Here is a 22,193-nt window from a genome sequence, read left to right as displayed (position 1 = left end):
ATAATTTTTTCGAGATGCGTGAACTTTTCCGGTGGTTTTAGTAACAAAATGTAGGCATCCACAACCGGGCATGATCATGAACAAGCATTGGACCCTTCTCGTTCTCGGCGTCAGCCTCGTGCTGGCCTCCACTCTTTTTGCGGCCGAGGCACAAGCCAAGCGCATGGGAGGAGGCAAAACACTGGGGCGTCAAAACAGTGGATTGCTGCAACGTCAGCAGGCCACACCCGCCCCTGCCGTGGCGCCACGGCAGGCAGCCGCACCTGCGGCAGCCACCCCACGCCCTGCCAGCCGTTGGGGCGGCATGCTCGGCGGCTTGGCGGCTGGCATCGGGCTGGCAGCGTTGTTCCACGCCTTCGGCCTGGGCGCAGGCCTGGCCTCGTTCGTCACAGCCCTGCTGATCGCAGGCTTGGCGGTGGCCGTGGGGATGTTCCTGCTCCGACTTTTCCGCCGTTCTGGTGCCTCATCCATGCCGCAACCGGCCGGAATGCCGCGTGGTGCTTATGACGCGGCCCAACTCGGGTCGGAGTCCTATCTATCCCCACAGCGTTTCGAGGGGATGCAAGCCCCAGTTGGAAGCGCCGCCACGGCTCAGGGCTCGATTCCGGCAGACTTCGATCAACGTGCATTCCTGAACAAGGCGCGCGAGCATTACTACCAACTGCAGAAGGCGTGGGATGCAGGCGACTTGCACGGCATCGAGTCGTACAGCACGCCGGAATTCTTCGCGCAGCTAAAGGCCGAGATCGAACAGCGTGGGGGTGCGCAGAATCAGACCGATGTGGTCACGCTCGAAGCCGTGCTGCTCGATCTGCAGGAGTTGGGCGGTGAATACCTCGCCAGCGTCGAATTCTCCGGGTTGGTCCGCGAGGAAAGCTGGGGTGGTGCGCAGCCCGTGCGCGAGGTGTGGAATCTGGTCAAGCCGGTTTCCGGCAATGGGGGTTGGCTGCTGGCCGGAATTCAACAGCTGGCCTGAATCTTGTTGCGGCCTGAACCCGTTGTCCAGGCCGCAACGTTTTCGCCGGCCAGTTTGGGATTGACATTCCTAGTCGGGCCCATTCTTCGGGTACCGAGATGACTCGAGGGTGCATGGTCACAATGGCCTTGCACCCTTGATCTTTGCTGGACGTCGCAAGCCAGTCTTGCGCGGCTTTGGGCGATGTCTTCTCCAGAGTTCCACAGGGCTTCGGATTCGGCCCGGCATGTACTTGGTACGCGACATGTGGCGCAACGCTGGCTTGCTGCTCTGAGGTTACTCCAGACTCCTAGAATGATCGCCGGATTGCACACCTCCTATGTCCAGCACAGACCCAAGCCCAACTTTGCAGTGGCCAGACCGCATGCAGCAACGCGCTGTGCTGCATGTGACCCAAGCCATCAACCACCTCATCCGCCAAGAGCCGCAGGCTGAGGAACGCATGCGAGCGCATATCGGCAAGCACCTGGCCCTGCATGTTGCCGGTCGAAGTGCCGTATTGCAGATATCCCCGGCGGGCGGGTTTGCACCGGGGCCGACCCAGGAGGTCGCTCAGCCTTCTGAACTCAGGCTCGATATCGACGTCAGCGCCGTTTTGGCGGCTCGATGGCGCGGACAAGCACTGGGGCTGACGGGAGTGCGCATCACGGGCGATGCCGAATTTGCCCAGGCAGTCTCCTGGCTGCTCGGCCATCTGCGCTGGGATGCGGAAGATGACCTTGCCCAACTTCTCGGCGACCTGGCTGCGCATCGGCTGGTACGCGCCGGGCGAGGAATGCTAGCCCAGGGGCGACGCCTACGCCGGCAAGTCGAAGCCGACACCAAGGACTGGCTGGCCGAGGCGCCACGCGCACTGGTTGGCCGCGCCGAGTACACGGCCTGCAGTGTCGAATTGGCGCAATTGCGTGACGCGACGGCCAGGCTCGACAAGCGCGTTCAAATGCTCGTGCGCCGCACCGATACAACGGCGCGGAACTGAGGGATGCGCCGCCTGCTGCGTTTGTTGCGCATTGCCACCGTTGCCCATCGCTACGGACTTGATCAGCTCGTGCTCAGCGGCTTTCGCCATCGCTGGCTGCGGCTCCTGGCGCGCATCCTTGCCGTTGGCCGCAAGCTCGATGCGCCGCGTGGGCAGCGCCTGCGCTTGGCGCTGGAAAGTCTGGGGCCGATCTTCGTCAAGTTCGGACAGATGCTGTCCACCCGGCGCGATCTTCTGCCCACCGATATCGCCGACGAACTCGCCAAGCTGCAGGATCGCGTCCCGCCGTTCGACTCCGATCAGGCCGTGATGCTGATCGAGCAGGCCTTGGGTCAGCCGTTGTCGCAGCTGTTTGCCAGTTTCGATCGCACACCGGTTGCCAGCGCCTCCATCGCCCAAGTGCACTTCGCGATGCTGCCGGTGGAGCAAGGTGGACACGAGGTGGCGGTCAAGGTGCTGCGACCTGGCATGCGCAAAATCATCGACCAGGACCTGGAGTTGATGCAAACCCTGGCCGCCTGGGTTGAGCGCGCCTGGTCCGACGGCAAGCGCCTCAAGCCGTGCGAAGTGGTGGCCGAGTTCGATAAATATCTGCACGATGAGCTTGACCTCGTTCGCGAAGCGGCCAATGCGGCGCAACTGCGCCGCAATATGGACGGCCTGGGCCTGGTCCTGATTCCGCAGATGGTCTGGGATCTCTGCACCGAAAGCGTGATCGTGATGGAGCGCATGCATGGCGTGCCCATCAGTCAGATCGACCGCTTGCGTGATGCCGGTGTGGACATCCACAAGCTGGCGCAGAGCGGGGTCGAGATCTTTTTCACCCAGGTGTTTCGCGATGGTTTTTTCCATGCCGACATGCATCCGGGCAACATCATGGTCAGTCTCGCGCCTGAAACTTTTGGCTGGTATATCGCGCTGGACTTCGGCATCATCGGCACCCTGTCAGAGTTCGACAAAGACTATCTGGCGCAAAACTTCATCGCCTTTTTCCGGCGCGATTACCGGCGCGTGGCTGAGCTGCATCTCGAATCCGGCTGGGTGCCGGCCGAGGTGCGTGTGGACGAGCTGGAGGCCGCTGTTCGCACCGTGTGCGAGCCGCAGTTCGAGCGTCCGCTGAAAGATATTTCCCTGGGACAGATTCTGCTGCGCCTGTTCCAGGTGTCGCGCCGCTTCAAGGTGGAAATCCAGCCGCAGCTCGTGCTGTTGCAAAAAACCCTGCTGAATGTCGAAGGCCTCGGACGTCAGCTCGACCCCGACCTGGATCTCTGGAATACCGCCCAGCCCTTCCTCAAGCGCTGGATGCAAAGCCAGGTTGGCTGGCGCGCTTTGCGCGATCACCTGCAAAAAGAGGCGCCACGCTTCGCCCAGTACTTCCCCGCCTTGCCTCGCTTGGTTCATCACGCCTTGGAACAAGCGCAACAGCCAGTCGAGCGTGAGCTGACGCGCCAGTTGTTGCAGGAACAACGGCGCACCAATGCGTTGCTGCAGGGCCTGATCGGTTTCGTCGTCGGGCTGGTGGTGTTTCTCTTGTTGTTGGCCTTGTGGAATGCGCGCCACTGGCTTGGGGCATGAACCGATGAACCTCGTACAACTTGGGAGTGGAGAGCAGTGGCCCGCGCTCGGCCTGGGTACATGGCGCTTCGGTGAAGACACGGCACGCCATGCCAGCGAAATCGCCGCCGTGCGCCGTGCGCTGGAACTCGGCTACCGCGTGTTGGATACCGCCGAGATGTATGGCGAGGGCGGTGCCGAGCGCGTGGTGGGCGAGGCCCTGGCCGATGCCATGCATGAGGGCGTGGTCAAGCGCGAGCAAGTGCTTGTGGTCAGCAAGGTCTATCCGCACAACGCCAGCGCAACTGGAGTGCAGGCTGCTTGCGAGCGCAGTCTGCGCCGGCTCGGCTTGGAGCAGATCGATCTGTACCTGTTGCACTGGCGCGGCAGTGTGCCCCTGGAAGAGACGCTGGAAGGATTCACCCGCCTGGTGGCTTCGGGCCGGATCCGCCATTGGGGCGTGAGCAATTTCGACCTGCAGGACATGCACGAACTGCTGCGACTGGGCGGCGGTACCCATTGCGCGACGAACCAGGTTTATTACGCCGCCAGCAGTCGTGGCGTCGAATTCGACTTGCTGCCCTGGATGCAAGGCCAGCGCATGCCGCTGATGGCCTACAGCCCATTGGACGAAGGCAAACTCGCACACGACACGCGCCTGGCTGCGTTGGCTCAAGCGCTGGGGCTCAGCGCGGCACAACTCGCTTTGGCCTGGGTGTTGCGGCAGCCTGGGGTGATGGCCATCCCCAAAGCAGGCAGCCAGCAGCACCTGCGCGACAACCTGGCCGCTGCCTCGACAACCTTGGACGCGGCCACCTGCAAAGCCATCGATCAGCTCTTTCCCTCGCCACGAGGCAAGCAGCCACTGGCCATGATTTGAGCTTTGATGTGTCGAGCGCCCCAGATCAAGCCAATGCGGTGTATTGGTGAATTTCGGGAGCTGCGGCCAAGTGCGCGGACCCGCCTGCACCATGGCTGCTGCAATATGCGCGCGGCGCAAGTGGGCATCGGCGCTGGCTTGGTCGAGCCACTGCTCCGCGGTCATGAAAACTGTTGGTTCATCTTCGCGCTGGAACAGCGTGCCGAGCTTGCAGCCGGGTTCCCGCCTTGTGTGTTTCACCAATTCGAGCAGAGCTGCGCGAATGCGTGCCAGGATATGAATCCTGGTTGTTTCCTCGATTCTTGGTTGGGGAACTACATGCTGCGCCGGTACTGCCCGCCGACTTCAAACAGTGCGGTGGTGATCTGCCCCAGGCTGCATACGCGCACCGCGTCCATCAGCACGGCGAACACATTGCGGTTGTCGATCACCGCCTGTTGCAGCGCCTGCAGCATGGCCGGCGCTGCGCCGGCGTGGCGCTGGTGGAAGTCGGCCAGGCGGCGCAGCTGCGACTCTTTTTCGTCCTCGGTGGAGCGTGCCAGTTCGAGGTGAGCCGACACCGTGTCGCCATGCGGGTTGCGGAAGGTGTTGACGCCGACGATGGGCAACTCGCCGGTGTGCTTGAGCATTTCATAATGCATGCTCTCTTCCTGAATCTTGCCGCGCTGGTAGCCGGTTTCCATCGCCCCCAGCACGCCGCCACGGTCGGCAATGGCCTCGAACTCCTTGAGCACGGCTTCTTCCACGAGGTCGGTGAGTTCCTCGATGATGAACGCACCCTGGTTCGGGTTCTCGCACTTGGCCAGCCCCCACTCGCGGTTGATGACGAGCTGTATCGCCATCGCCCGGCGCACGCTTTCTTCCGTGGGCGTGGTGATGGCCTCGTCGTAGGCGTTGGTGTGCAGGCTGTTGCAGTTGTCGTAAATGGCGATCAGCGCTTGCAGGGTGGTGCGAATGTCGTTGAACGCAATTTCCTGCGCATGCAGGCTGCGACCGCTGGTCTGCACGTGGTATTTGAGCTTCTGGCTGCGCTCGTTCGCGCCGTATTTGTCGCGCATCGCCACAGCCCAGATGCGTCGCGCCACCCGGCCCAGCACGCTGTACTCCGGGTCCATGCCGTTGCTGAAAAAGAAGCTCAGGTTGGGGGCGAAATCGTCGATGTGCATGCCCCGCGCCAGATACGCCTCGACGAAGGTGAAGCCGTTGCTCAGCGTGAAGGCGAGCTGCGAAATGGGGTTGGCCCCGGCCTCGGCAATGTGGTAGCCGCTGATGCTCACCGAGTAGAAATTGCGCACCTTGTGGTGCACGAAATACTCCTGAATATCGCCCATGACCTTGAGCGAGAACTCGGTGGAGAAGATGCAGGTGTTCTGCCCCTGATCTTCTTTCAGGATGTCCGCCTGCACCGTGCCGCGGACGTTTTCCAGCACCCAGGCCTGGATTTTCTGCGCCTCGTCGTCGGTCGGTTCGCGGCCGTTGTCGGCCTGGAATTTGGCCAGTTGCTGGTCGATGGCGGTGTTCAGGAACATCGCCAGGATGGTCGGTGCGGGGCCGTTGATGGTCATGCTCACGCTGGTGGCGGGGTCGCACAGATCGAAGCCGTCGTACAGCGCTTTGAGGTCGTCGAGCGTGGCGATGCTCACGCCCGAGTTGCCCACCTTGCCGTAGATGTCGGGGCGGCGGTCGGGGTCGGCGCCGTAGAGCGTCACCGAGTCGAAGGCGGTGGACAGGCGCTTGGCGGGCATGCCTGCGGAGAGCAGCTTGAAGCGGCGGTTGGTGCGGAACGGGTCGCCTTCGCCGGCGAACATGCGGGTGGGGTCTTCGCTGCCTTGACCAGAACCACTGCGCTTGAACGCAAAGGTGCCCGCGGTGTAGGGAAAGCTGCCGGGTACGTTGTCGCGCATCAGCCAGCGCAGCACCTCGCCGTGGTCCTCGTACTTCGGCAGCACGACTTTGCGCACCGTGGTGCCTGACAGCGTGGTGTGGGTGAGGGCGGTACGAATTTCACGGTCGCGGATCTTCACCACATATTCACGGCCCGCGTAGGCCTGCTGCATCTGCGGCCACATCGCCAGCAGCTTGCGCGCAGCGGGCAGCATTTTCGTCTCGCGTTGTTCCGCCAGATCGATGACGGCTTCGACCGCGGCGACCTTGGTGGGGTTGGCCGCGCGCAGCATGCGGCCGCTGGCGCGCAACTGCTGCGCTTCGCGTGCGAGTGCCGCCTGCGCGGCGACGCTGTGGTGATAGCCGCGCACGCTATCGGCAATTTCGGCCAGGTAGCGGCCACGCGCGGCGGGAACGATGGGGGTCTGGTGGGTGCTGTGGCGGGTGGCCGCAATCGGCAAACGTCCCTCTTTGAACCTGAGGCCGTGCTCGGCCAGACGCGGCTTGATGGCTTGATACAGCGCAGTCACGCCGTCGTCGTTGAAGCGGCTGGCCATGGTGCCGAACACGGGCAGCTCTTCGGGCTTGGTGGTCCACGCTTCGCGGTTGCGCTGCAACTGCTTAGCCACGTCGCGCAGCGCATCCATCGCGCCCTTGCGGTCGAACTTGTTGATGGCGACAAAGTCGGCGAAGTCGAGCATGTCGATTTTTTCGAGCTGGCTGACCGCGCCGAATTCCGGTGTCATCACGTACAGACTGACATCGGCATGCGGCACGATGGCGGCGTCGCCCTGGCCGATGCCGGAGGTTTCGACGATGATGAGATCGAAGGCCGCCGCCTTGCATGCGGCGATCACGTCGGGCAGCGCCTTGCTGATTTCGCTGCCTGCCTCGCGTGTGGCGAGGCTGCGCATGAACACCCCTCGCCCGCTGGCCCACGGGCCAATGGCATTCATGCGGATGCGGTCGCCCAGCAGCGCGCCGCCGCTCTTGCGCCGCGAGGGGTCGATGCTGATCACGCCGATGCGCAGGGCGTCGTCCTGATCGAGCCGCAGGCGGCGAATCAGTTCGTCCACCAGGCTGCTCTTGCCGGCGCCGCCGGTGCCCGTCACGCCCAACACCACGCCATGCGCGGCTTCGGCACTGGTGTGCAGATCGCGCAGCAGCGCAGCGTCGGTCGTCCCATTTTCGAGTTGGGTGATGACGCGCGCCAGCAAGCTTGCATCCGCCCCAAGCGCCTGCAGCGCCTGTTTGCTGTCCAGCGCGGGCAGCGCCTTGTCTGCGCGCATCAGCATGTCGCCGATCATGCCCTGTAGCCCCAGGCGCTGGCCGTCCTCGGGGCTGTAGATACGGGTGACGCCATAGGCTTGCAGCGCGGCGATTTCGTCGGCCACGATCACTCCGCCGCCGCCGCCGAACACCTGGATATGCCCCGCGCCCTGCGAGCGCAGCCGGTCGATCATGTAGCGGAAAAATTCCACATGCCCGCCCTGGTAACTGGAAATGGCGATGCCGTGCGCATCTTCCTGAATGGCGGCGGTGACGATGTCATCGACCGAGCGGTTGTGGCCGAGATGCACCACCTCCGCGCCCATGCCGATGAGGATGCGCCGCATGATGTTGATGGCGGCGTCGTGCCCGTCGAACAGCGCCGCGGCTGTGACAAAGCGCAGCCGCTGCTGCGGACGGTAGGCGGCCAGCACTTTGGCGTCGGACAGGTCGGTCATCGCGGTCTCCTTGGGCACGGTGTGCATCGCACCGCGCGCTTCGGTGTTCATCGGCATCACCCACGGCTTGTCGCGGCAGGGGTTGTGATTGACGTATACGTCAATTTGGCAATGTAGCGGATTCCGTGACGTTCCGAAATGCCTGCTTTCCGCGGCGAACTGCCGAAAGGGCGATGAATGCGGCTGCGAACACCAACGCATTCAGGCGCAGCAGGCGGCGCCCCAGCGGTGAAATGCTTGAGATGGCCGGTCGATCAGCGACTTGGCCCTGAAGAGAGGCCGCATTCCGGCTTGGCTGGCGGCGTTGCCCAGTAGCCGAGTTTGCTGGTGCGAAGGCTCAGGGTGGCAAGTGACTCCGCCAGTTTCACAGCCACAGCGACGCCGTCAACGACCGGTGCGCCGATCTCGTCCGACAGGGGTCGGCACAGGTCCGACATCCCCGCACAACCGAGCACGATGGACTCGCAGCGGTCTTCGTGCAGAGCACGCAGCCACTCATCTCGAATCAGTGCGCGAGCGTTCTTGGCTGGGTCTTCGAGGTCGAGTACGGGCAGATCAGCGGCACGGCCGTTTTTGCAGAAGCACCGCGTGCCGTAGCGCTCCGCCAGATGCCAGGCCGTGCCGACGGTCGAGCCCGTCAAGTTGAACCCCGATGCCATGGGCGTCGACAATGACGGGGTCCATTGGCAGTCGATGTGCGCGTGAGGTGAATCCGGGCGAATTGCCACAAGGGCAAAAAACCCGGCACGCAAAAAATGTGCCTAACGGTATACAAGAATGCATCGGATTTGTGCGCCGGTCGATGAGGGCAGATCACGCATCGATCCCCTGCTTTTTTCCTCCCCATCGCGAGGTTGTCATGGTTGGGAAATCAAGCAGTTGGAATGGAGTCCTTTGCATGAAAGATAGATCACTGCCGCAGAATTTGTATACAAAAAATGTCAAGTGTCTACAAACGGAACTGGCATGAACGGCAACGGTTTTCACGGATGACTTGTGAGCCTGAGACGCTGCCTGTAACGATCGATCGACGCGAATCCAGATCCTTGTGCACGCGTCATGCGACATTTGCTTGGATTGCGGCTCTGGTATGGTGCACGGGACTGCGCCTGTACTTCCTATGACTCATCTCCTTCTGCTCGACATCGGCAACACCCGTCTCAAGTGGGGTATCTGGGCGGGTGGGCGCGCGGCGCCGGAGCCTGAACTCCTGGCGCACGGGGCCATGCCGCAACAGTCCATCGAGCAGCTCGGCAAGGAGCTTCAGGCTCATCCCAGGCCGCAGGCGGCCATTGGCTGTGCCGTAGCCGGTGTCGTGGCCACGGCGCGGGTGGAAGCGCAACTCGCCAGCCTGGGTTTGCGCTGCGACTGGATCCACTCGCTGCCGCAGCAATGTGGCGTGCGCAACGGCTACACCAATCCTGGCCTGCTCGGGGCCGACCGCTGGGCGGCGCTGATCGGGGCCAGGGCGCGACATCGCGCCGAGCCGGTGCTGGTTGTGAGCGTGGGCACGGCCGTGACCATCGACTGCCTGGCGGCGGATGGGCGCTTTCTCGGCGGCGTCATCCTGCCCGGATTCGGGCTGATGCTCAAGGCGCTGGAAATGGGGACCGCGGGGCTGAACGTGCCCGAAGGCGCGTTGCGCGAGTTCCCCAACAACACCAGCGATGCGCTGATGAGTGGCGGCGCCTTGGCCATATCAGGCGCCGCACGGCAAATGCACGAGCGGTTGAGCCGCCTGGAGGGCAGGGCACCCGTGGTGCTGCTGACCGGCGGCGCAGCGCCCAAGCTGGAACTGGCGCTGGGCTTGCCGCATCAGACCGTGGACCATCTGGTGTTCGAGGGTCTGCTGTGCATTGCCCAGCAGCGCGGGTTGCTGCGGCCCGATTTGGCGCTGCGGGCTTAGGGTGACGCCGAATCAGTTCCCGTGATGCAAGGCGCAAACCACAGCCATAGCCCAAGCTATGGCGCGGATTTGCAACGCAGCAGAGACCGCCCGAGGCGCGGATGCGATGCGCACGATGGACTGGTTCAGTGTTGTCTTAGCGCGCCCAAACCCGCCGCGTCGCGTCAGGCCCCCGCGAGATGGGCTCAAGAAGCACTCGGGGCGGCCCGGCATGTATCTTGAGGGCCCTCACCTCAGAGCACGAAGCGCGACAAATCTTCGTCGGCGGCGATCTCGTTCAGACGCTGATTGACGAAGGCCGCGTCGATCGTCAGGGCATGCGGCTTGCTGCCGTCAGCCTGGAACGACACATCCTCCAGCAAGCGTTCCATCACGGTGTGCAGACGGCGGGCGCCGATGTTCTCGGTTTTCTCGTTCACCGCATACGCCACCTCAGCCAGGCGGCGTATGCCGTCGGAGCCGAACTGCAGGCTCACGCCGTCGGTGTGGAGCAGGGCCTCGTACTGCTTCACCAGGCTGGCATCGGTGGCGGTGAGGATGGCGACGAAATCGTCCACCGAGAGGCTTTGCAGTTCCACGCGAATGGGGAAGCGTCCCTGCAACTCCGGAATCAGGTCCGAGGGCTTGGCAACGTGGAAGGCGCCGCTGGCGATGAACAGCACATGGTCGGTACGCACCATGCCGTACTTGGTGCTCACCGTGGTGCCTTCCACCAGCGGCAGCAGGTCGCGCTGCACGCCCTGGCGCGAGACATCGGCGCCCTGGGCGTTGCCGCGCGAGGCGATCTTGTCGATCTCGTCGAGGAAGACGATGCCGTTCTGCTCCACGCGTTGCACTGCCTGGCTGCGAATCTCGTCTTCGTTCACCAGCTTGGCCGCCTCGTCATCGACCAGCAGGCGCAGCGCTTCGCGCACCTTGAGCTTGCGGCGCTGGGTGCGGCCCTGGCCCATGCCGGCGAACATCCCCTTGATCTGCTCGGCCATGTCCTCCATGCCGGGCGGGGTCATGATGTCCATCGTCGCCTGGGGCTGGGCGACATCCAGTTCGATCTCCTTGTCGTCGAGCTGGCCTTCGCGCAGGCGCTTGCGGAAAATTTGCCGCGTGTTCTCGTCCGACGTGGGCAGGAGCTGGCCGGCGGCGTCGTGCGGGCGCGGCAGCAGCACGTCGAGAACGCGGTCTTCGGCAGCGTCCTCGGCGCGGGCGCGATGCGCCTGCATGGCCTGCTCGCGCACCTGCTTCACGGCGATGTCCACCAGATCGCGGACGATGGTGTCGACGTCGCGCCCGACATAGCCGACCTCGGTGAACTTGGTCGCTTCGATCTTGATGAAGGGCGCGTTCGCCAGCCGCGCCAGGCGGCGGGCAATCTCGGTTTTGCCGACGCCGGTGGGGCCGATCATCAGAATGTTCTTCGGCGTGATTTCATGGCGCAGCGGCTCGGCCACCTGCTGGCGGCGCCAGCGGTTGCGCAGCGCCACGGCCACGGCGCGTTTGGCATCGGCCTGGCCGATGACGTAGCGGTCGAGTTCGGAGACGATTTCGCGTGGGGTCATGTTCATGGATCTGCTCGGCAGTGGGTGGCGCTCGGCGCTGTTCGCGCCGAGCGCCATGGAATACGGTGGGGCGCGGTGGGACCGATGGATCGGGGAGCGAGCCGCGCCCTCAGTCGCCCAGGGTTTCGATGCGCAATTCGTGGTTGGTGTAGATGCACAGATCGGCGGCGATGTGCAGCGATTTTTCGACGATGCTGCGCGCATCCAGCTCGGTGTTCTCCAGCAGCGCGCGTGCCGCCGACTGCGCGTAGGCACCGCCCGAACCGATGGCCAGCAAGCCGTGCTCGGGTTCGAGCACGTCGCCGTTGCCGGTGATGACCAGTGAGGCGGTGGCGTCTGCCACGGCCAGCATGGCCTCGAGGCGGCGCAGCATGCGGTCGGTGCGCCAGTCCTTCGCCAGTTCAACGGCGGCGCGCAGCAGCTGGCCGCGGTGCTCGTCGAGCTTGGCCTCGAAACGCTCGAACAGCGTGAAAGCGTCGGCCGTACCGCCGGCGAAACCGGCCAGCACCTTGTCGTGGTGCAGGCGGCGCACCTTGCGGGCGCTGGCCTTGATGACGATATTGCCCAACGTCACCTGGCCGTCACCGCCAAGGGCGACACCGGCGCCGCGGCGCACGCTCAAGATGGTGGTGCCGTGATATTGCTGCATGGGATAGGAGGGTTGTGCGCGGCGGCGGGGCAGCGCGGAATCGGAACGCAGACTGGAACTTAAAACTTGCGCAACTGGATTTGAGCCACCGAGTTGATCCCGAGAATGACGAACAGCCCGGCGATGAGCCGGTGCGTGCCTTCGAACTGCACCGCGCGCCCGGCGCTGCTCTGCGACATCACCCAATTGAGCATGATGCCGGCGCTGGAGAAGTCGAGCCGGCGCAGTTCGCTGAGGTCGACGACCACGGCGCCATGGCCGGCTGCGGCCTGATCCAGCGGCTTGAGGAAGTCTTCGCTGCCGCCCTTGATGTCGCCTCGCAACTGGGTGAACGCCACGCCTGTGTCGGTGTTGCCAAAATGGGTGCTGAACTGGCTGGGAAACAGGCTGCTGGCCTGCGCTTGCGAGGGCCGCGAATGCTGCGACATGGGCCGGCTCAGGCCAGCGGCGTCGGCAGTGAGCACATGGACCTTGGCGTGGCTGGGTTCCCAGGTTGGCGGAGAAATTTCGTAAGTGACGCAATAGTCCAGCGCGACGTTCTCATAGGCCTCCTGTTCGCCCGCCATGCGCAAGGCCTCCAGGCGCAGACCCCACCAGCCCGGGTCGGCATCGCGCTGCATGGGAGGCGCGGCCGCGGCACAGGCCTCCGTCAGATTGGAAATTCCGGCCAGTTCGATGACGCAGCCACTGGATGCGTTCAGCACCTTGAAGGCCTCCAGCGAGAAGGTCTGGGCTCCCGGGGCGATGCTGGTCAGGCCACTGAATTCGAGTACGACCTGACGCACCCCGCCCCGCGCCAGCAGCAGCAGGGCGCGGGACTGCGCCGCATCGAGCTCGCCCAGGGCGGTGAAATTGGACGAAGGTCCCGCAGCGGCGGGCTGAGCGGCGGGCGCGCGGGCGGCTGCATGCGCGGCGCGCAAATTCTGGGGTGCCGGCGTATCCCAGGACGGCGCCGAGGACTGGAAGCGATCGACGTAGTCGTTCACCAGAGCCTCGAATTTCGGGTTGTCGCCGCCGGCGCGATAGAGGTCGAACAAGGCCAGCCAGAACTCGTTCTCCAACTCGCGCTCGGGAGAGCCGGAGATGGCGTCGAGCAAGGCGCGCTCGGCGTCGCGGTCGTGGCCATTGGCGAAGTCGATACAGGCCTGGTCGAACAGCGGGCTGGACGATACGCCTTCCTGCACGTCCACGGCCATGGGACTTGAGGATGCGAAGCCGCCGGTTTTCATCCAGGTATCCATCGGCGGATGATCGGCGGCGAGTTGCGTCATGCCCATCATGGTCGGTGCCATCTGGGTTGGAGCCATCTGGGTCGGGGCCGGCATGGTGGCCTGGATGATCTCGCCGGGCGCGGCGGGCGTAGATACAACCGGCGGCGGTGGCAAATGCCGCGAGAGATGATCGGTCGGTTGGAAGCCCAGCCCCGGCGCCAGCCCGGGCTGGGGGGCGAATGCCTGTTGTGCGCCCGGCCCAGATGCAGGCGCCTGGGGTGCTCCACTGCCCAAGCGAATCTGCTTGGCCTGTAGGCCTGGCCGGCTGGGACCACCGCGCCCCTGTTGCCCGGTTTCCTGCACCATGGACTGCTCGATCTCGTTGATCTTGCGCAGCGTGGCTTCGCGCTCGGGCGCAGATGGGCCGGTGCCGGTGCCGGTGTCGGGCACGTCGGTGTAGGCGTCGTCGATCGGCAGGCCGTCGGCCTGGCGCTTGCGCAGGCGCCGCAGCGAGGCCAGCTCGCGGCGGCGGATGAAGGCATCGAGCTTGCGCTGTTCTTCTTTCGCCTTGACCTGCTCCTGCTCCTGCATGTCGCGCAGGGCGTTTTCGTGGCGTGTGAGCGACCAGTCCTGTGTCGGGTTTTTGACGAACTCACCGACCCGGCCCCAGAAGCTGCGCGGTTTCGAATCACTCATCGGCATGCCTGTGCTTGAAGCGGGGTGGCCGACCAGGTTCAGTCCCCGAACATCTTTTGCTTCATCTCGCGCCGCTGCTGCGCTTCCAGCGACAAGGTGGCCGTGGGCCGTGCCAGCAGGCGACCGATGCCGATGGGCTCGCCGGTTTCCTCGCACCAGCCGTACTCGCCAGCGTCGATGAGCAAGAGAACCTGCTCGACCTTCTTCAGCAATTTGCGCTCGCGGTCACGTGCGCGCAGCTCCAGCGCATGTTCTTCCTCGATCGTGGCGCGATCGGCGGGATCCGGCACCAGCAGGGTGTCTTCGCGCAAGTGCTCGGTGGTTTCGCCGGCGCTACGCAGGATATCGTTGCGCAGTGTGCTCAGCCGGTGCTTGAAGAACTCCAGCTGGACGGCTTTCATGTACTCGCTTTCGGGCATGGCGAGCACTTCAGCGTCGGTCAGATCCTTGGGCGCCTTGGTTTTCCAGGCATTGGCCAGCTTGGGATCGGCTTTCGCCGGGGTTTGTGTGGGGGCGAGACTGCTCATGGATTTGGCTGCTGAAGATGCTGAAATGGGCGCGGCAACCTGGGGGCGGTTCGCCACGGCGGTTGCAGGTTTTTGGGCTTGGGCGGGCGGCAGTGTAGCCCGAACCGGAGTTGGGGTTTTAGGCGCGGCTGCCGTGGCGCGGGTCTTGATGGATGGGTCGTTTTTGGTCACTGCTGGAGGCGCATGGGCCGATGCCTTGGAGGCTACGGGAATTGCTGCCTTGGCTTTCGTCAAGGGTTTGGCCGGGCTCGCTGTCGTGGTCTTCCACGCCTTCAGGCCTGCGGGCGATGTCGCCCCGGCCGTGCGCTTGGGTGCTGGCGCTTTGGCCGCCGGCGCCACGGGGCGTTTGGCCACGACGGCCTTGACAACGGTCTTGGCTCCCCGAGCCGGTGTGGTTTTGCTGGCCGCGCTTTTTGCCCGGCTGGTTTCTGGTTTTGCCGCCTTGACCACAGTTCCTCCTGGAATCTGATGATGCCCGCGTTGTGCCACGGATGAGCGCAACCGCTCAGCAGTGCGGACAGGGCACCGCTGAAGCCGGCCGATTGTAGTCAGATGCATGGAGCTGGCTTCGGGGGCTTTGTGCCATGCACGCGGGATGTCGCGTCAGCGCAACGCGGCAGTGGCAACCGAGGGGCCGCCAGAGAGGCCAGCCTTGACCGATCAACTCACCAGCGATTGCTCCAGCCCCTGCAGGATGATGTCGCGCGGCAGGTCGATGCCGATGAACACCAGCTTGCTCTGGCGTTGTTCCTGCGCGCCCCAGGCCGAGGCCAGGTCGCTGCCCATGAGCTGGTGCACGCCCTGGAACACCACCTTGCGGTCGATCCCTTTCATGTGGAGCACGCCCTTGTAGCGCAGCATGCGCGGACCATAGATCTGAACGATGGCGCCGAGAAAGTCTTCCAGTTTGGCGGGGTCGAATGCCTTGTCGGAGCGGAAGACGAAAGACTTCACATCGTCGTCGTGGTGGTGGTGATGCGGGTGATTGCAGGCCTCGCCGGGCGCATGGTCGTGGTGATCGTGCTCATGGTCGTGATGGTCATGCTCGGCGGCGTCGGCCTTGAGAAAGTCGGGGTCGATGTCGAGCTTGGCGTTGAGGTTGAAGCCGCGCAGGTCGAGCACGTCTTTGAGCGGCACTTCGCCGAAATGCACCACGCTTTGTTTCGCCCGCGGGTTCATGTGGGCCAGGCGGTGCTGCAGCGCGGCCAGTTCGCCGGCGCTCACCAGGTCGGCCTTGGAAATGAAGATCTGGTCGGCGAAACCCACCTGGCGTTGCGCTTCCAGCCGGGAGTCGAGCTGCTGGCCGGCATGCTTGGCGTCCACCAAGGTCAACACCGAATCGAGCAGATACTGGCTGGCGATTTCGTCGTCCATGAAAAAGGTTTGCGCCACCGGGCCGGGGTCGGCGACGCCGGTGGTTTCGATGATGATGCGGTCGAACACCAGTTCGCCCTTGCGGCGGCGCGCGGCGAGGTCGGCCAGGGTCACGCGCAGATCGTCGCGGATGGTGCAGCAGATGCAGCCGTTGGACATCTGCACGATCTGCTCCTTGCTGTCCTGCACCAGGATGTCGTTGTCGATGTTCTCCTCGCCGAACTCGTTCTCGATCACGGCGATGCGCGAGCCATGCGCTTCACTCAGCACGCGCTTGAGCAAGGTGGTTTTGCCGCTGCCGAGAAAGCCGGTGAGGATGGTGGCGGGAATCAGGGGTGTGGACATGGTGGTGATGGTTGGCAGTGCGGGAGGCGGCGGGTGTGCTTGAAACCCGCCACTGGGCAGTTTAAAACTGCCGTTGAGATGATGCCGCTCAGCGGGTTTGCAACAGCAGGCCCTTGAGGTATTCGCCTTCGGGGAAGGACAGCAGCAGCGGGTGGTCGGCGCCCGCGGCGGCGCGCGCGACGATGTCGGCCTCCACCCCGGCGTCGAGCGCGGCGCCGGCGACGATGCTCTGGAACAGTGTGGCGTCAATCCCGCCCGAGCAGGAAAAGGTGAACAGCCAGCCGCCCGGCTCCAGCAGCGTGAGCGCGAGGCGGTTGATGTCTTTGTAGGCGCGTGCCGCACGTGCGGCCGCGGCCGCGGTGGGGGCGAGCTTGGGCGGGTCGAGCACGATGGCGTCGAAGCGCCGGCCCTCTTCGCGCAGGCGCCGCAGCGTGGCATTGACGTCGGCGTCGAGCATGGGCGCGCGCGCGGTGTCGAAGCCGTTGAGCCGCACATGGGCCTCGGCCTGGGCCAGCGCCGGCGCGGAGGAATCCACCGTCAGCACCTGTTTGGCACCACCCGCCAGCGCCGCCAGGGTGAAGCCGCCCGTGTAGCCATAGCAGTTCAGCACCTTGCGCAGCCGCTGTTCGCGCACCAGCGTGGCGAAGCGCGCGCGGCTGTCGCGCTGGTCGAGGTAGAAGCCCGTCTTGTGCCCGGTGGCCACGTCCACGCCATAGCGCAGGCCGTTTTCGGCGATGTCGACGCGGGTTTCACCCTCGCCTTGCAGCCAGCCGCTGACCGGCTGCAAACCCTCCAGCCCACGCACGCCGGCGTCGGAGCGCTCGTAAATGCGCACCTGCGGCAGCAGCTCATGCAGCAACTCCGCCAGCATGGGTTTGATGCGCTCGATGCCGGCGGCCAGCGCCTGCAGCACGACGATGCCGCCATAGCGGTCGACGATGCAGCCGGGCAGACCGTCGGACTCGCCATGCACCAGGCGCACCGCCTGCATGTCCAGGCCCAGGCGGGCGCGGCGGGCGATGGCGGCCTGCAGCCGCCCACGGAAGAAGTCGCGGTCGATGCGCTGCTCGGCGTCGAAGCTCCACATGCGCAGGCGAATCTGCGAGTTCGGGCTGAACGCTGCCCAGCCCAGCACCCGGCCGTCGGACGCGTCCACCCGCACCGTCTCGCCACTGTCGCCGCCGCCGCGCGCAACCGCACCGGCGAACACCCAGGGATGGCGGCGCAGCAGGGCGCGTTCCTTGCCTTCGTGCAGGCGGATGACTTTCATGGCGGGTTCCGTGGCGAGCCGGGTTGTGCCGGCTCGGGGTGATGGGGCCTGGGAATCAGCGCTTTTTCGCGCGGGGATGGGCGGCGTCGTAGACCTTGGCCAGATGCTGGAAGTCGAGCCGGATGTAGATCTGGGTGCTGGCGATGCTCGCATGGCCCAGCAACTCCTGCACCCCGCGCAAATCGCCGCTGGACTGTAGCAAATGCGAGGCGAAGGAATGCCGCAGCATGTGCGGGTGCACGGCCGTGGGCAGGCCAGCGGCGCGGGCGCGTTCGCGCAATTCCACCCAGACGCGCTGCGTGGTGATGCGCCGTCCGCGCGGCCCGAGGAACAAGGCCGCCTGGTCACCGCCGTCGCCGCTCGATGCCGGGCGCAGCGCCAGCCAGTCGCGCAGGGCTTGCATGGCGGGCGTGCCCACCGGCACGCTGCGGCGCTTGCCGCCTTTGCCGAGCACGGTCACTTCGGCGGCGTCCCAGTCCACCCAGCCGGCCGATTCGTGGCCGGGGGCGCGGGTGTAGCGGGTGTCCAGGCTGGTGAGTTCGGAGACGCGCAAGCCGCTGGAATAGAGCAACTCGGCAATCGCCCGGCCGCGCGCGAGGCTCAAGGCCTGGGTTTGTTGTGTGCGGCGATCGGCGGATGCGGGCGCATGGTCCTGTGGCGCATACGCGGCCAAGGCCACGGCCTGATCCACGCTGATGGCCTTGGGCAAGGGCCTTGCGGCGCGCGGGGCACGCACGTCTTGCAGCGGATTGCTGGCCACCAGGCCTTGCAGCCCCAGCCACGAGAACAGCCCGCGCCAGGCCGACAAGCGGGCGGCGATGGCGCGCGGCGTCATGCCGCCCCCATGCAGCGCCGCGACCCAGGCGCGGATGTGTTGCGGGCCGATGCCACCAAGCCCGGCGCCTGCCAGCTGGGCGCGCCGGCGCAGGTCGCCCAGGTCGCGCTCGTAGTTCACCAGGGTGCGTGGCGAGAGGCGACGCACATGCCGCAGCATGTCGAGATAACGAACGCAGGCGCCGGCGAGATCGTCTGCCCCGCCGGGCGCTGGAACTTGGGCGGGAACGTCCGGCATGCGTGCGGCCGTGGCTATGGCCCGGCGTGCCCGGCTTCAGCCGCCGCGCACCAGGCGCTGCAAGCCTGCCGAGGCGAGGTGACCGATGCGGGTGAGGAACTCCGTGCCCATGTCGGCGGTGAAGCGGTCGGCATGGGGCGAACCCAGGACCAGCAGGCCAAAGGCGGGCGCCTCGTCGGTTTCGCGCAGGGCAATCATCGCCATCGACTGCGGCGGCGCGCCCGCGCCCAGCCAGCGTGCCGCTTCGAACCCGGCATTGGCGCCGCAATACGGCTGGCTCAGGCTGTTGGCCAGGACCGGGATGTCGGTGCCCACATCGGCGGCGTAGTCCTGTGTGGTGTAGGCCGGCAGCAGGTTCCACAGCCGCAAGGCGGCCTGCGGCAACTGAAACTGCTGCTGCATTTCGCGCACCAGGGTGTGGGGCAGGGCGGCGGGGTCGGCCTCGCGCAGCATGGCGCGAACCCAGTCCAGCAAGCGGCCGGAGATCGCCTCGTTCTCCGCGGCGTTGCGCATCATGTCGGCCAGGCGATGTTCGAGCACGCGCATCTTGTCGCGCAGCATCTCGATCTGCCGCTCTTGCAGCGACACGGCGCGGTTGCCATGCGGGCTTTGCAATTGCACCCCGGCCAGCAACTCGGCGTGGCGCTCGAAAAAGTCGGGATGTTCCGCCAGATAGGCGGCGAGGTCCTGTTCGGTCAGTTGCATGGTCGGTGTCTCGGTCATGGTTGTTCGTTTCGCGTTCACAGTTCAATGTTGCCATCGAACACATGGGCCACCGGGCCGGTCATGTACACCGGGCTGCCGGCACCGTCCCAGGCGATGGTGAGCCGGCCACCGTGGATATCCACCTCCACCGGGCTTTGCAGCCAGCCGTGGCGCATGCCGGCGACCACGGCAGCGCAGGCGCCGGTGCCGCAGGCCAGGGTTTCGCCGGCGCCGCGTTCCCACACCCGCAGGCAGATGTGGTGCGGGTTCATCACCTGCATGAAGCCGGCGTTGACGCGCCGGGGGAAGCGCCGGTGGTGCTCGATGCGCGGGCCGAGCGTGGTGACAGGCGCGGTGTCCACCTCGTCCACGCGCTGCACCGCGTGCGGGTTGCCCATGGACAAGGCGCTGATCCAGATGGTGGTGGAACTTGTGGCGGCGGCCGAGGCGTCTGCTGCGCCCAGCTCCAGCGGCCAGCGCTCGAAGCCGGCTTCGAGCCGCGGGGCCAGGCCAGCGTTGTCGAAGGGAATCTCTGCCGGAGTGAAGCGCGGCGGCCCCATGTCCACGGTGACGCGGCCATCGTCTTCCAGGCGAGGCTGGATGATGCCGGAGCGGGTGAGCACGCGGATGCTGCGCTTGTCGGTGAGGCCGCGGCGGCGCACGAAGGCGACGAAGCAGCGCGCGCCGTTGCCGCATTGCTCCACCTCGCCGCCGTCGGCGTTGAAGATGCGGTAGCGGAAGTCGATATCGGCCGAGGGTGCGGGCTCCACCATCAGAATCTGGTCCGCGCCCACGCCGAAATGCCGGTCGGCCAGCAGGCGCAGTTGCGCCGGCGACAGGGCCAGCGCCTCGCGCGTGGCGTCGAGCATGATGAAATCGTTGCCGGCGCCGTGCATCTTGGTGAACTGCAGTTTCATGCGCGTGCGATTGTGGGGGCGGGATCGGTGGGGCGGGCGTGCGTGCAGGCCACAGAGCCCGGCAGCATTCAGTACAACGAGGGTTCGCCGGGCGGCCGGGTCTTGAAGCGTTTGTGCACCCAATGATATTGCTCGGGCATTTCCAGCACGCGCTGCTCGATGAAGTGGTTCATGCGCAGCAGGTCGGCGTCGATGTCGGCCAGGCGGCCATCCTGCAGGGTGGGGAAATGGTCCCAGGCCGGATGGATGGTGATCTCGTAGCCGGCATAGCCCGGCAGCATGCGCGCCACCACCGGGTAGACCCGCGCCTTGCTCGAGGCCGCCAGGCGCGGCACGGCGTCGAGCGTCGCGGCGGGCACGCCGAAAAACGGAATGAAGCGCGAGTGGCGCTCGCCGAAATCCATGTCCGGCAAGGTGTAGAACGGCGTGCCGCGGCGCAGCGCGCGCAGCATGCCGCCGGCGCCCTCGTGGCGCGAGACGATGCGCTCGGTGTGAAAGCGGCTGCGGCCATCGAGCACCCAGCGGTCCAGCACCTTGGACTTTTGCGGCGTGTACATGCCCGACAGCGGGCGCTGCGCCGCCAGGGTCAGCGCCGTCCAGGCCGCGTCCATGCCCTCGAAATGAATGCCCAGCAGCAGCACGGCGCCCGCGCCATGCAGCGCTTCGTCCACCGCGCCGCGCAGATGCAGCACCCGTTCCAGGCGCGCAGGACTTGCCCACCACAGCACCACGCGTTCGAGGAAAGCGCGGCTGACGCAAATGAAATGCGCCCGGCCCACCTGCTCGCGCCGCGCCTGGGTCCAGTCGGGAAAGCAAAGCTCCAGGTTGCGCAGGGTGATGGCGCGGCGTTTGCGCGCCAGCGGCCATAGCACAACCCCCATGGCGGTGCCGATGCGCCCGATCACGCCGTAGGGCAGCAGGTGCAGCAGCCAGAGCAGGCCAAGGCCGATGCGGCTCATGATGCGGCACCCGGTTGCGCGGCTTGGCCCGATTGCGCGCTGGGCATGGGTAGCGACCCGGGCGGAGCCTTGTAGCGGTTGTAGCCCCACAGGTATTGCTCCGGGCGCATGCGAATCAGGCCCTCCACCGCCAGGTTGATGCGCGTGGCCGCCTCCACCGGGTCGTCCGGCAGGGTTTCGTCGAAGGGCAGGAAATGCAGCACATAGCCCTGGCCGCGTGGCAGGCGCTCGGCAAACGCCAGGATGATCCGCGCGCCGGTGAGTTGCACCAGCCGTGCCGGCAAGGTCATGGTGTAGGCCGGGCGGCCGAAAAACGGCGCCCACACGCCTTCACCGGCACCCGGGGCCTGGTCGGGCAGCAGGCCGACGGCTTCGCCATGGCGCAGGGCGCGCAGCAGCGGGCGCATGCCGGTGACCGTGGCCGGGGCGGTGCGCAACTGCCCGCGCGGCCTGGCCTGCACCAGGCTGTCCAGCCAACGCTTGCGCGGCGGGCGGTACAGCACCGTGATGGGCAGCCATTCCGACACCACCTGGGCCGACGCCTCGAAGCAACCGAGATGCGGGGTGAGGAAGAGTATGCCGCGGCTCTCGCGCTTGGCCTGCTCCACATGCTCCTTGCCCACCAGCTGCACCCGGCGCACGGCTGCGCTGGGGCCGAAGCGGAACCACACATAGGGCATTTCACCCAGCATGCGCCCGGTGCCGCGCGCCACGTCGAGCGCCAGACGGCTGGGGGCGTAGCCGGCCTGCGCCAGATTGGCGCGCAGTCGCTTGCGGTAGGTGGGCGAGGCGGCATAAACCGCCAGCCCGAGCAGGGCGCCCAAGGCCTGGAGCAGGCCAAGGGGCAGATGGGAAAGCGCACGAAACAGGCGCAGCATGGGTGGGCGCGGAGCGATTCGGGTGGATGGAACGAAACAATGCCGATGAGGCCAGCGATGCTGGCCAAGCACCCTGGACGAATGATGCAGCCCCGGCCTGACATTCCGGGCAGCGGGCTGCAGTGCCAACT

At 65.7% G+C, this 22,193-nt stretch carries 18 protein-coding genes and 1 pseudogene; 5 read left to right on the top strand and 14 right to left on the bottom strand.

Annotated features, from left to right (window positions below; genetic code table 11):
- Positions 1-76: 76 nt before the first annotated feature.
- The 4 genes from THIX_RS19890 (at position 77) to THIX_RS19875 (ending at position 4,389) form a co-directional block, all read left to right on the top strand.
- Positions 77-976 carry a Tim44 domain-containing protein gene (locus tag THIX_RS19890; protein ID WP_199195337.1) on the top strand — a complete coding sequence of 300 codons (900 nt, stop codon included), beginning with the start codon at positions 77-79 and terminating at the stop codon, positions 974-976.
- Positions 977-1,340: 364 nt separating this feature from the next.
- Complete coding sequence (locus THIX_RS19885) at positions 1,341-1,955, top strand: SCP2 domain-containing protein (protein ID WP_112487580.1); 615 nt, start codon at positions 1,341-1,343, stop codon at positions 1,953-1,955.
- 3 nt (positions 1,956-1,958) lie between these two features.
- On the top strand, positions 1,959-3,530 hold the full coding sequence (ubiB, locus tag THIX_RS19880) for a ubiquinone biosynthesis regulatory protein kinase UbiB (RefSeq protein ID WP_112487579.1): 1,572 nt from the start codon (positions 1,959-1,961) through the stop codon (positions 3,528-3,530).
- A 4-nt stretch (positions 3,531-3,534) separates the two neighbouring features.
- A complete protein-coding gene (locus THIX_RS19875; protein ID WP_112487578.1) occupies positions 3,535-4,389 on the top strand; it encodes an aldo/keto reductase in 855 nt (284 codons plus the stop codon).
- A gap of 102 nt (positions 4,390-4,491) precedes the next feature.
- Here THIX_RS19875 and THIX_RS25010 read toward each other — a convergent pair.
- From THIX_RS25010 to THIX_RS19860, 3 genes and pseudogenes are all read right to left on the bottom strand, one after another.
- Positions 4,492-4,653 (bottom strand): annotated as a pseudogene (locus THIX_RS25010) (putative quinol monooxygenase); the annotation flags it as partial.
- Between the two features lie 50 nt (positions 4,654-4,703).
- A complete protein-coding gene (icmF, locus tag THIX_RS19865) occupies positions 4,704-8,000 on the bottom strand; it encodes a fused isobutyryl-CoA mutase/GTPase IcmF (protein ID WP_112488496.1) in 3,297 nt (1,098 codons plus the stop codon).
- Between the two features lie 254 nt (positions 8,001-8,254).
- Positions 8,255-8,641 carry an aspartate/glutamate racemase family protein gene (locus THIX_RS19860; protein WP_146748644.1) on the bottom strand — a complete coding sequence of 129 codons (387 nt, stop codon included), beginning with the start codon at positions 8,639-8,641 and terminating at the stop codon, positions 8,255-8,257.
- 479 nt (positions 8,642-9,120) lie between these two features.
- Here THIX_RS19860 and THIX_RS19855 point away from each other — a divergent pair, with 479 nt between their 5' ends.
- Positions 9,121-9,906, top strand: a complete 786-nt coding sequence (locus tag THIX_RS19855) for a type III pantothenate kinase (protein WP_112487575.1) — start codon at positions 9,121-9,123, stop codon at positions 9,904-9,906.
- A gap of 233 nt (positions 9,907-10,139) precedes the next feature.
- On the opposite strand, the gene hslU is transcribed toward THIX_RS19855, so the two are convergent.
- The 11 genes from hslU to THIX_RS19795 form a co-directional block, all read right to left on the bottom strand.
- Positions 10,140-11,465, bottom strand: a complete 1,326-nt coding sequence (hslU, locus tag THIX_RS19850; protein WP_112488495.1) for an ATP-dependent protease ATPase subunit HslU — start codon at positions 11,463-11,465, stop codon at positions 10,140-10,142.
- A gap of 103 nt (positions 11,466-11,568) precedes the next feature.
- On the bottom strand, positions 11,569-12,108 hold the full coding sequence (gene hslV, locus THIX_RS19845; protein ID WP_112487574.1) for an ATP-dependent protease subunit HslV: 540 nt from the start codon (positions 12,106-12,108) through the stop codon (positions 11,569-11,571).
- A gap of 59 nt (positions 12,109-12,167) precedes the next feature.
- Positions 12,168-14,015 (bottom strand): STAS domain-containing protein, encoded by a 1,848-nt coding sequence (locus tag THIX_RS19840; RefSeq protein WP_112487573.1) that lies wholly within the window; start codon positions 14,013-14,015, stop codon positions 12,168-12,170.
- Between the two features lie 38 nt (positions 14,016-14,053).
- Positions 14,054-14,542 carry an RNA polymerase-binding protein DksA gene (dksA, locus tag THIX_RS25005; protein WP_112487572.1) on the bottom strand — a complete coding sequence of 163 codons (489 nt, stop codon included), beginning with the start codon at positions 14,540-14,542 and terminating at the stop codon, positions 14,054-14,056.
- Positions 14,543-15,202: 660 nt separating this feature from the next.
- A complete protein-coding gene (locus THIX_RS19825; protein WP_112487570.1) occupies positions 15,203-16,261 on the bottom strand; it encodes a GTP-binding protein in 1,059 nt (352 codons plus the stop codon).
- Between the two features lie 88 nt (positions 16,262-16,349).
- On the bottom strand, positions 16,350-17,531 hold the full coding sequence (locus tag THIX_RS19820) for a class I SAM-dependent rRNA methyltransferase (protein WP_112487569.1): 1,182 nt from the start codon (positions 17,529-17,531) through the stop codon (positions 16,350-16,352).
- Positions 17,532-17,586: 55 nt separating this feature from the next.
- Positions 17,587-18,603: a tyrosine recombinase XerC gene (locus THIX_RS19815; RefSeq protein WP_112487568.1), complete on the bottom strand. Its 1,017-nt coding sequence runs from the start codon at positions 18,601-18,603 to the stop codon at positions 17,587-17,589.
- A gap of 36 nt (positions 18,604-18,639) precedes the next feature.
- Positions 18,640-19,326 (bottom strand): DUF484 family protein, encoded by a 687-nt coding sequence (locus THIX_RS19810; RefSeq protein WP_233224645.1) that lies wholly within the window; start codon positions 19,324-19,326, stop codon positions 18,640-18,642.
- Positions 19,327-19,343: 17 nt separating this feature from the next.
- A complete protein-coding gene (dapF, locus tag THIX_RS19805) occupies positions 19,344-20,225 on the bottom strand; it encodes a diaminopimelate epimerase (RefSeq protein WP_112487567.1) in 882 nt (293 codons plus the stop codon).
- A 68-nt stretch (positions 20,226-20,293) separates the two neighbouring features.
- Positions 20,294-21,184, bottom strand: coding sequence for a lipid A biosynthesis acyltransferase (locus THIX_RS19800; RefSeq protein WP_112487566.1), 891 nt, complete (start codon positions 21,182-21,184; stop codon positions 20,294-20,296).
- Positions 21,181-22,062 (bottom strand): lysophospholipid acyltransferase family protein, encoded by an 882-nt coding sequence (locus THIX_RS19795; protein WP_112487565.1) that lies wholly within the window; start codon positions 22,060-22,062, stop codon positions 21,181-21,183. Before THIX_RS19795 ends, THIX_RS19800 begins: the two co-directional genes overlap by 4 nt.
- Between the last annotated feature and the right edge of the window lie 131 nt (positions 22,063-22,193).

The sequence above is a fragment of the Thiomonas sp. X19 genome, from assembly GCF_900089495.1.
Taxonomy (GTDB): Bacteria; Pseudomonadota; Gammaproteobacteria; order Burkholderiales; family Burkholderiaceae_C; genus Thiomonas_A.
Note: the sequence above shows the minus strand (reverse complement) of the source record. Positions and strands in the feature narration are given on the sequence as shown.

Coding starts and splice junctions, on each gene's coding strand:
- THIX_RS19890 (WP_199195337.1), top strand. CDS start 77: ATGAACAAGCATTGGACCCTTCTCGTTCTCGGCGTCAGCCTCGTGCTG.
- THIX_RS19885 (WP_112487580.1), top strand. CDS start 1,341: ATGCAGCAACGCGCTGTGCTGCATGTGACCCAAGCCATCAACCACCTC.
- ubiB (WP_112487579.1), top strand. CDS start 1,959: ATGCGCCGCCTGCTGCGTTTGTTGCGCATTGCCACCGTTGCCCATCGC.
- THIX_RS19875 (WP_112487578.1), top strand. CDS start 3,535: ATGAACCTCGTACAACTTGGGAGTGGAGAGCAGTGGCCCGCGCTCGGC.
- icmF (WP_112488496.1), bottom strand. CDS start 8,000: ATGACCGACCTGTCCGACGCCAAAGTGCTGGCCGCCTACCGTCCGCAG.
- THIX_RS19855 (WP_112487575.1), top strand. CDS start 9,121: ATGACTCATCTCCTTCTGCTCGACATCGGCAACACCCGTCTCAAGTGG.
- hslU (WP_112488495.1), bottom strand. CDS start 11,465: ATGAACATGACCCCACGCGAAATCGTCTCCGAACTCGACCGCTACGTC.
- hslV (WP_112487574.1), bottom strand. CDS start 12,108: ATGCAGCAATATCACGGCACCACCATCTTGAGCGTGCGCCGCGGCGCC.
- THIX_RS19840 (WP_112487573.1), bottom strand. CDS start 14,015: ATGAGTGATTCGAAACCGCGCAGCTTCTGGGGCCGGGTCGGTGAGTTC.
- dksA (WP_112487572.1), bottom strand. CDS start 14,542: ATGAGCAGTCTCGCCCCCACACAAACCCCGGCGAAAGCCGATCCCAAG.
- THIX_RS19825 (WP_112487570.1), bottom strand. CDS start 16,261: ATGTCCACACCCCTGATTCCCGCCACCATCCTCACCGGCTTTCTCGGC.
- THIX_RS19820 (WP_112487569.1), bottom strand. CDS start 17,531: ATGAAAGTCATCCGCCTGCACGAAGGCAAGGAACGCGCCCTGCTGCGC.
- THIX_RS19815 (WP_112487568.1), bottom strand. CDS start 18,603: ATGCCGGACGTTCCCGCCCAAGTTCCAGCGCCCGGCGGGGCAGACGAT.
- THIX_RS19810 (WP_233224645.1), bottom strand. CDS start 19,326: ATGACCGAGACACCGACCATGCAACTGACCGAACAGGACCTCGCCGCC.
- dapF (WP_112487567.1), bottom strand. CDS start 20,225: ATGAAACTGCAGTTCACCAAGATGCACGGCGCCGGCAACGATTTCATC.
- THIX_RS19800 (WP_112487566.1), bottom strand. CDS start 21,184: ATGAGCCGCATCGGCCTTGGCCTGCTCTGGCTGCTGCACCTGCTGCCC.
- THIX_RS19795 (WP_112487565.1), bottom strand. CDS start 22,062: ATGCTGCGCCTGTTTCGTGCGCTTTCCCATCTGCCCCTTGGCCTGCTC.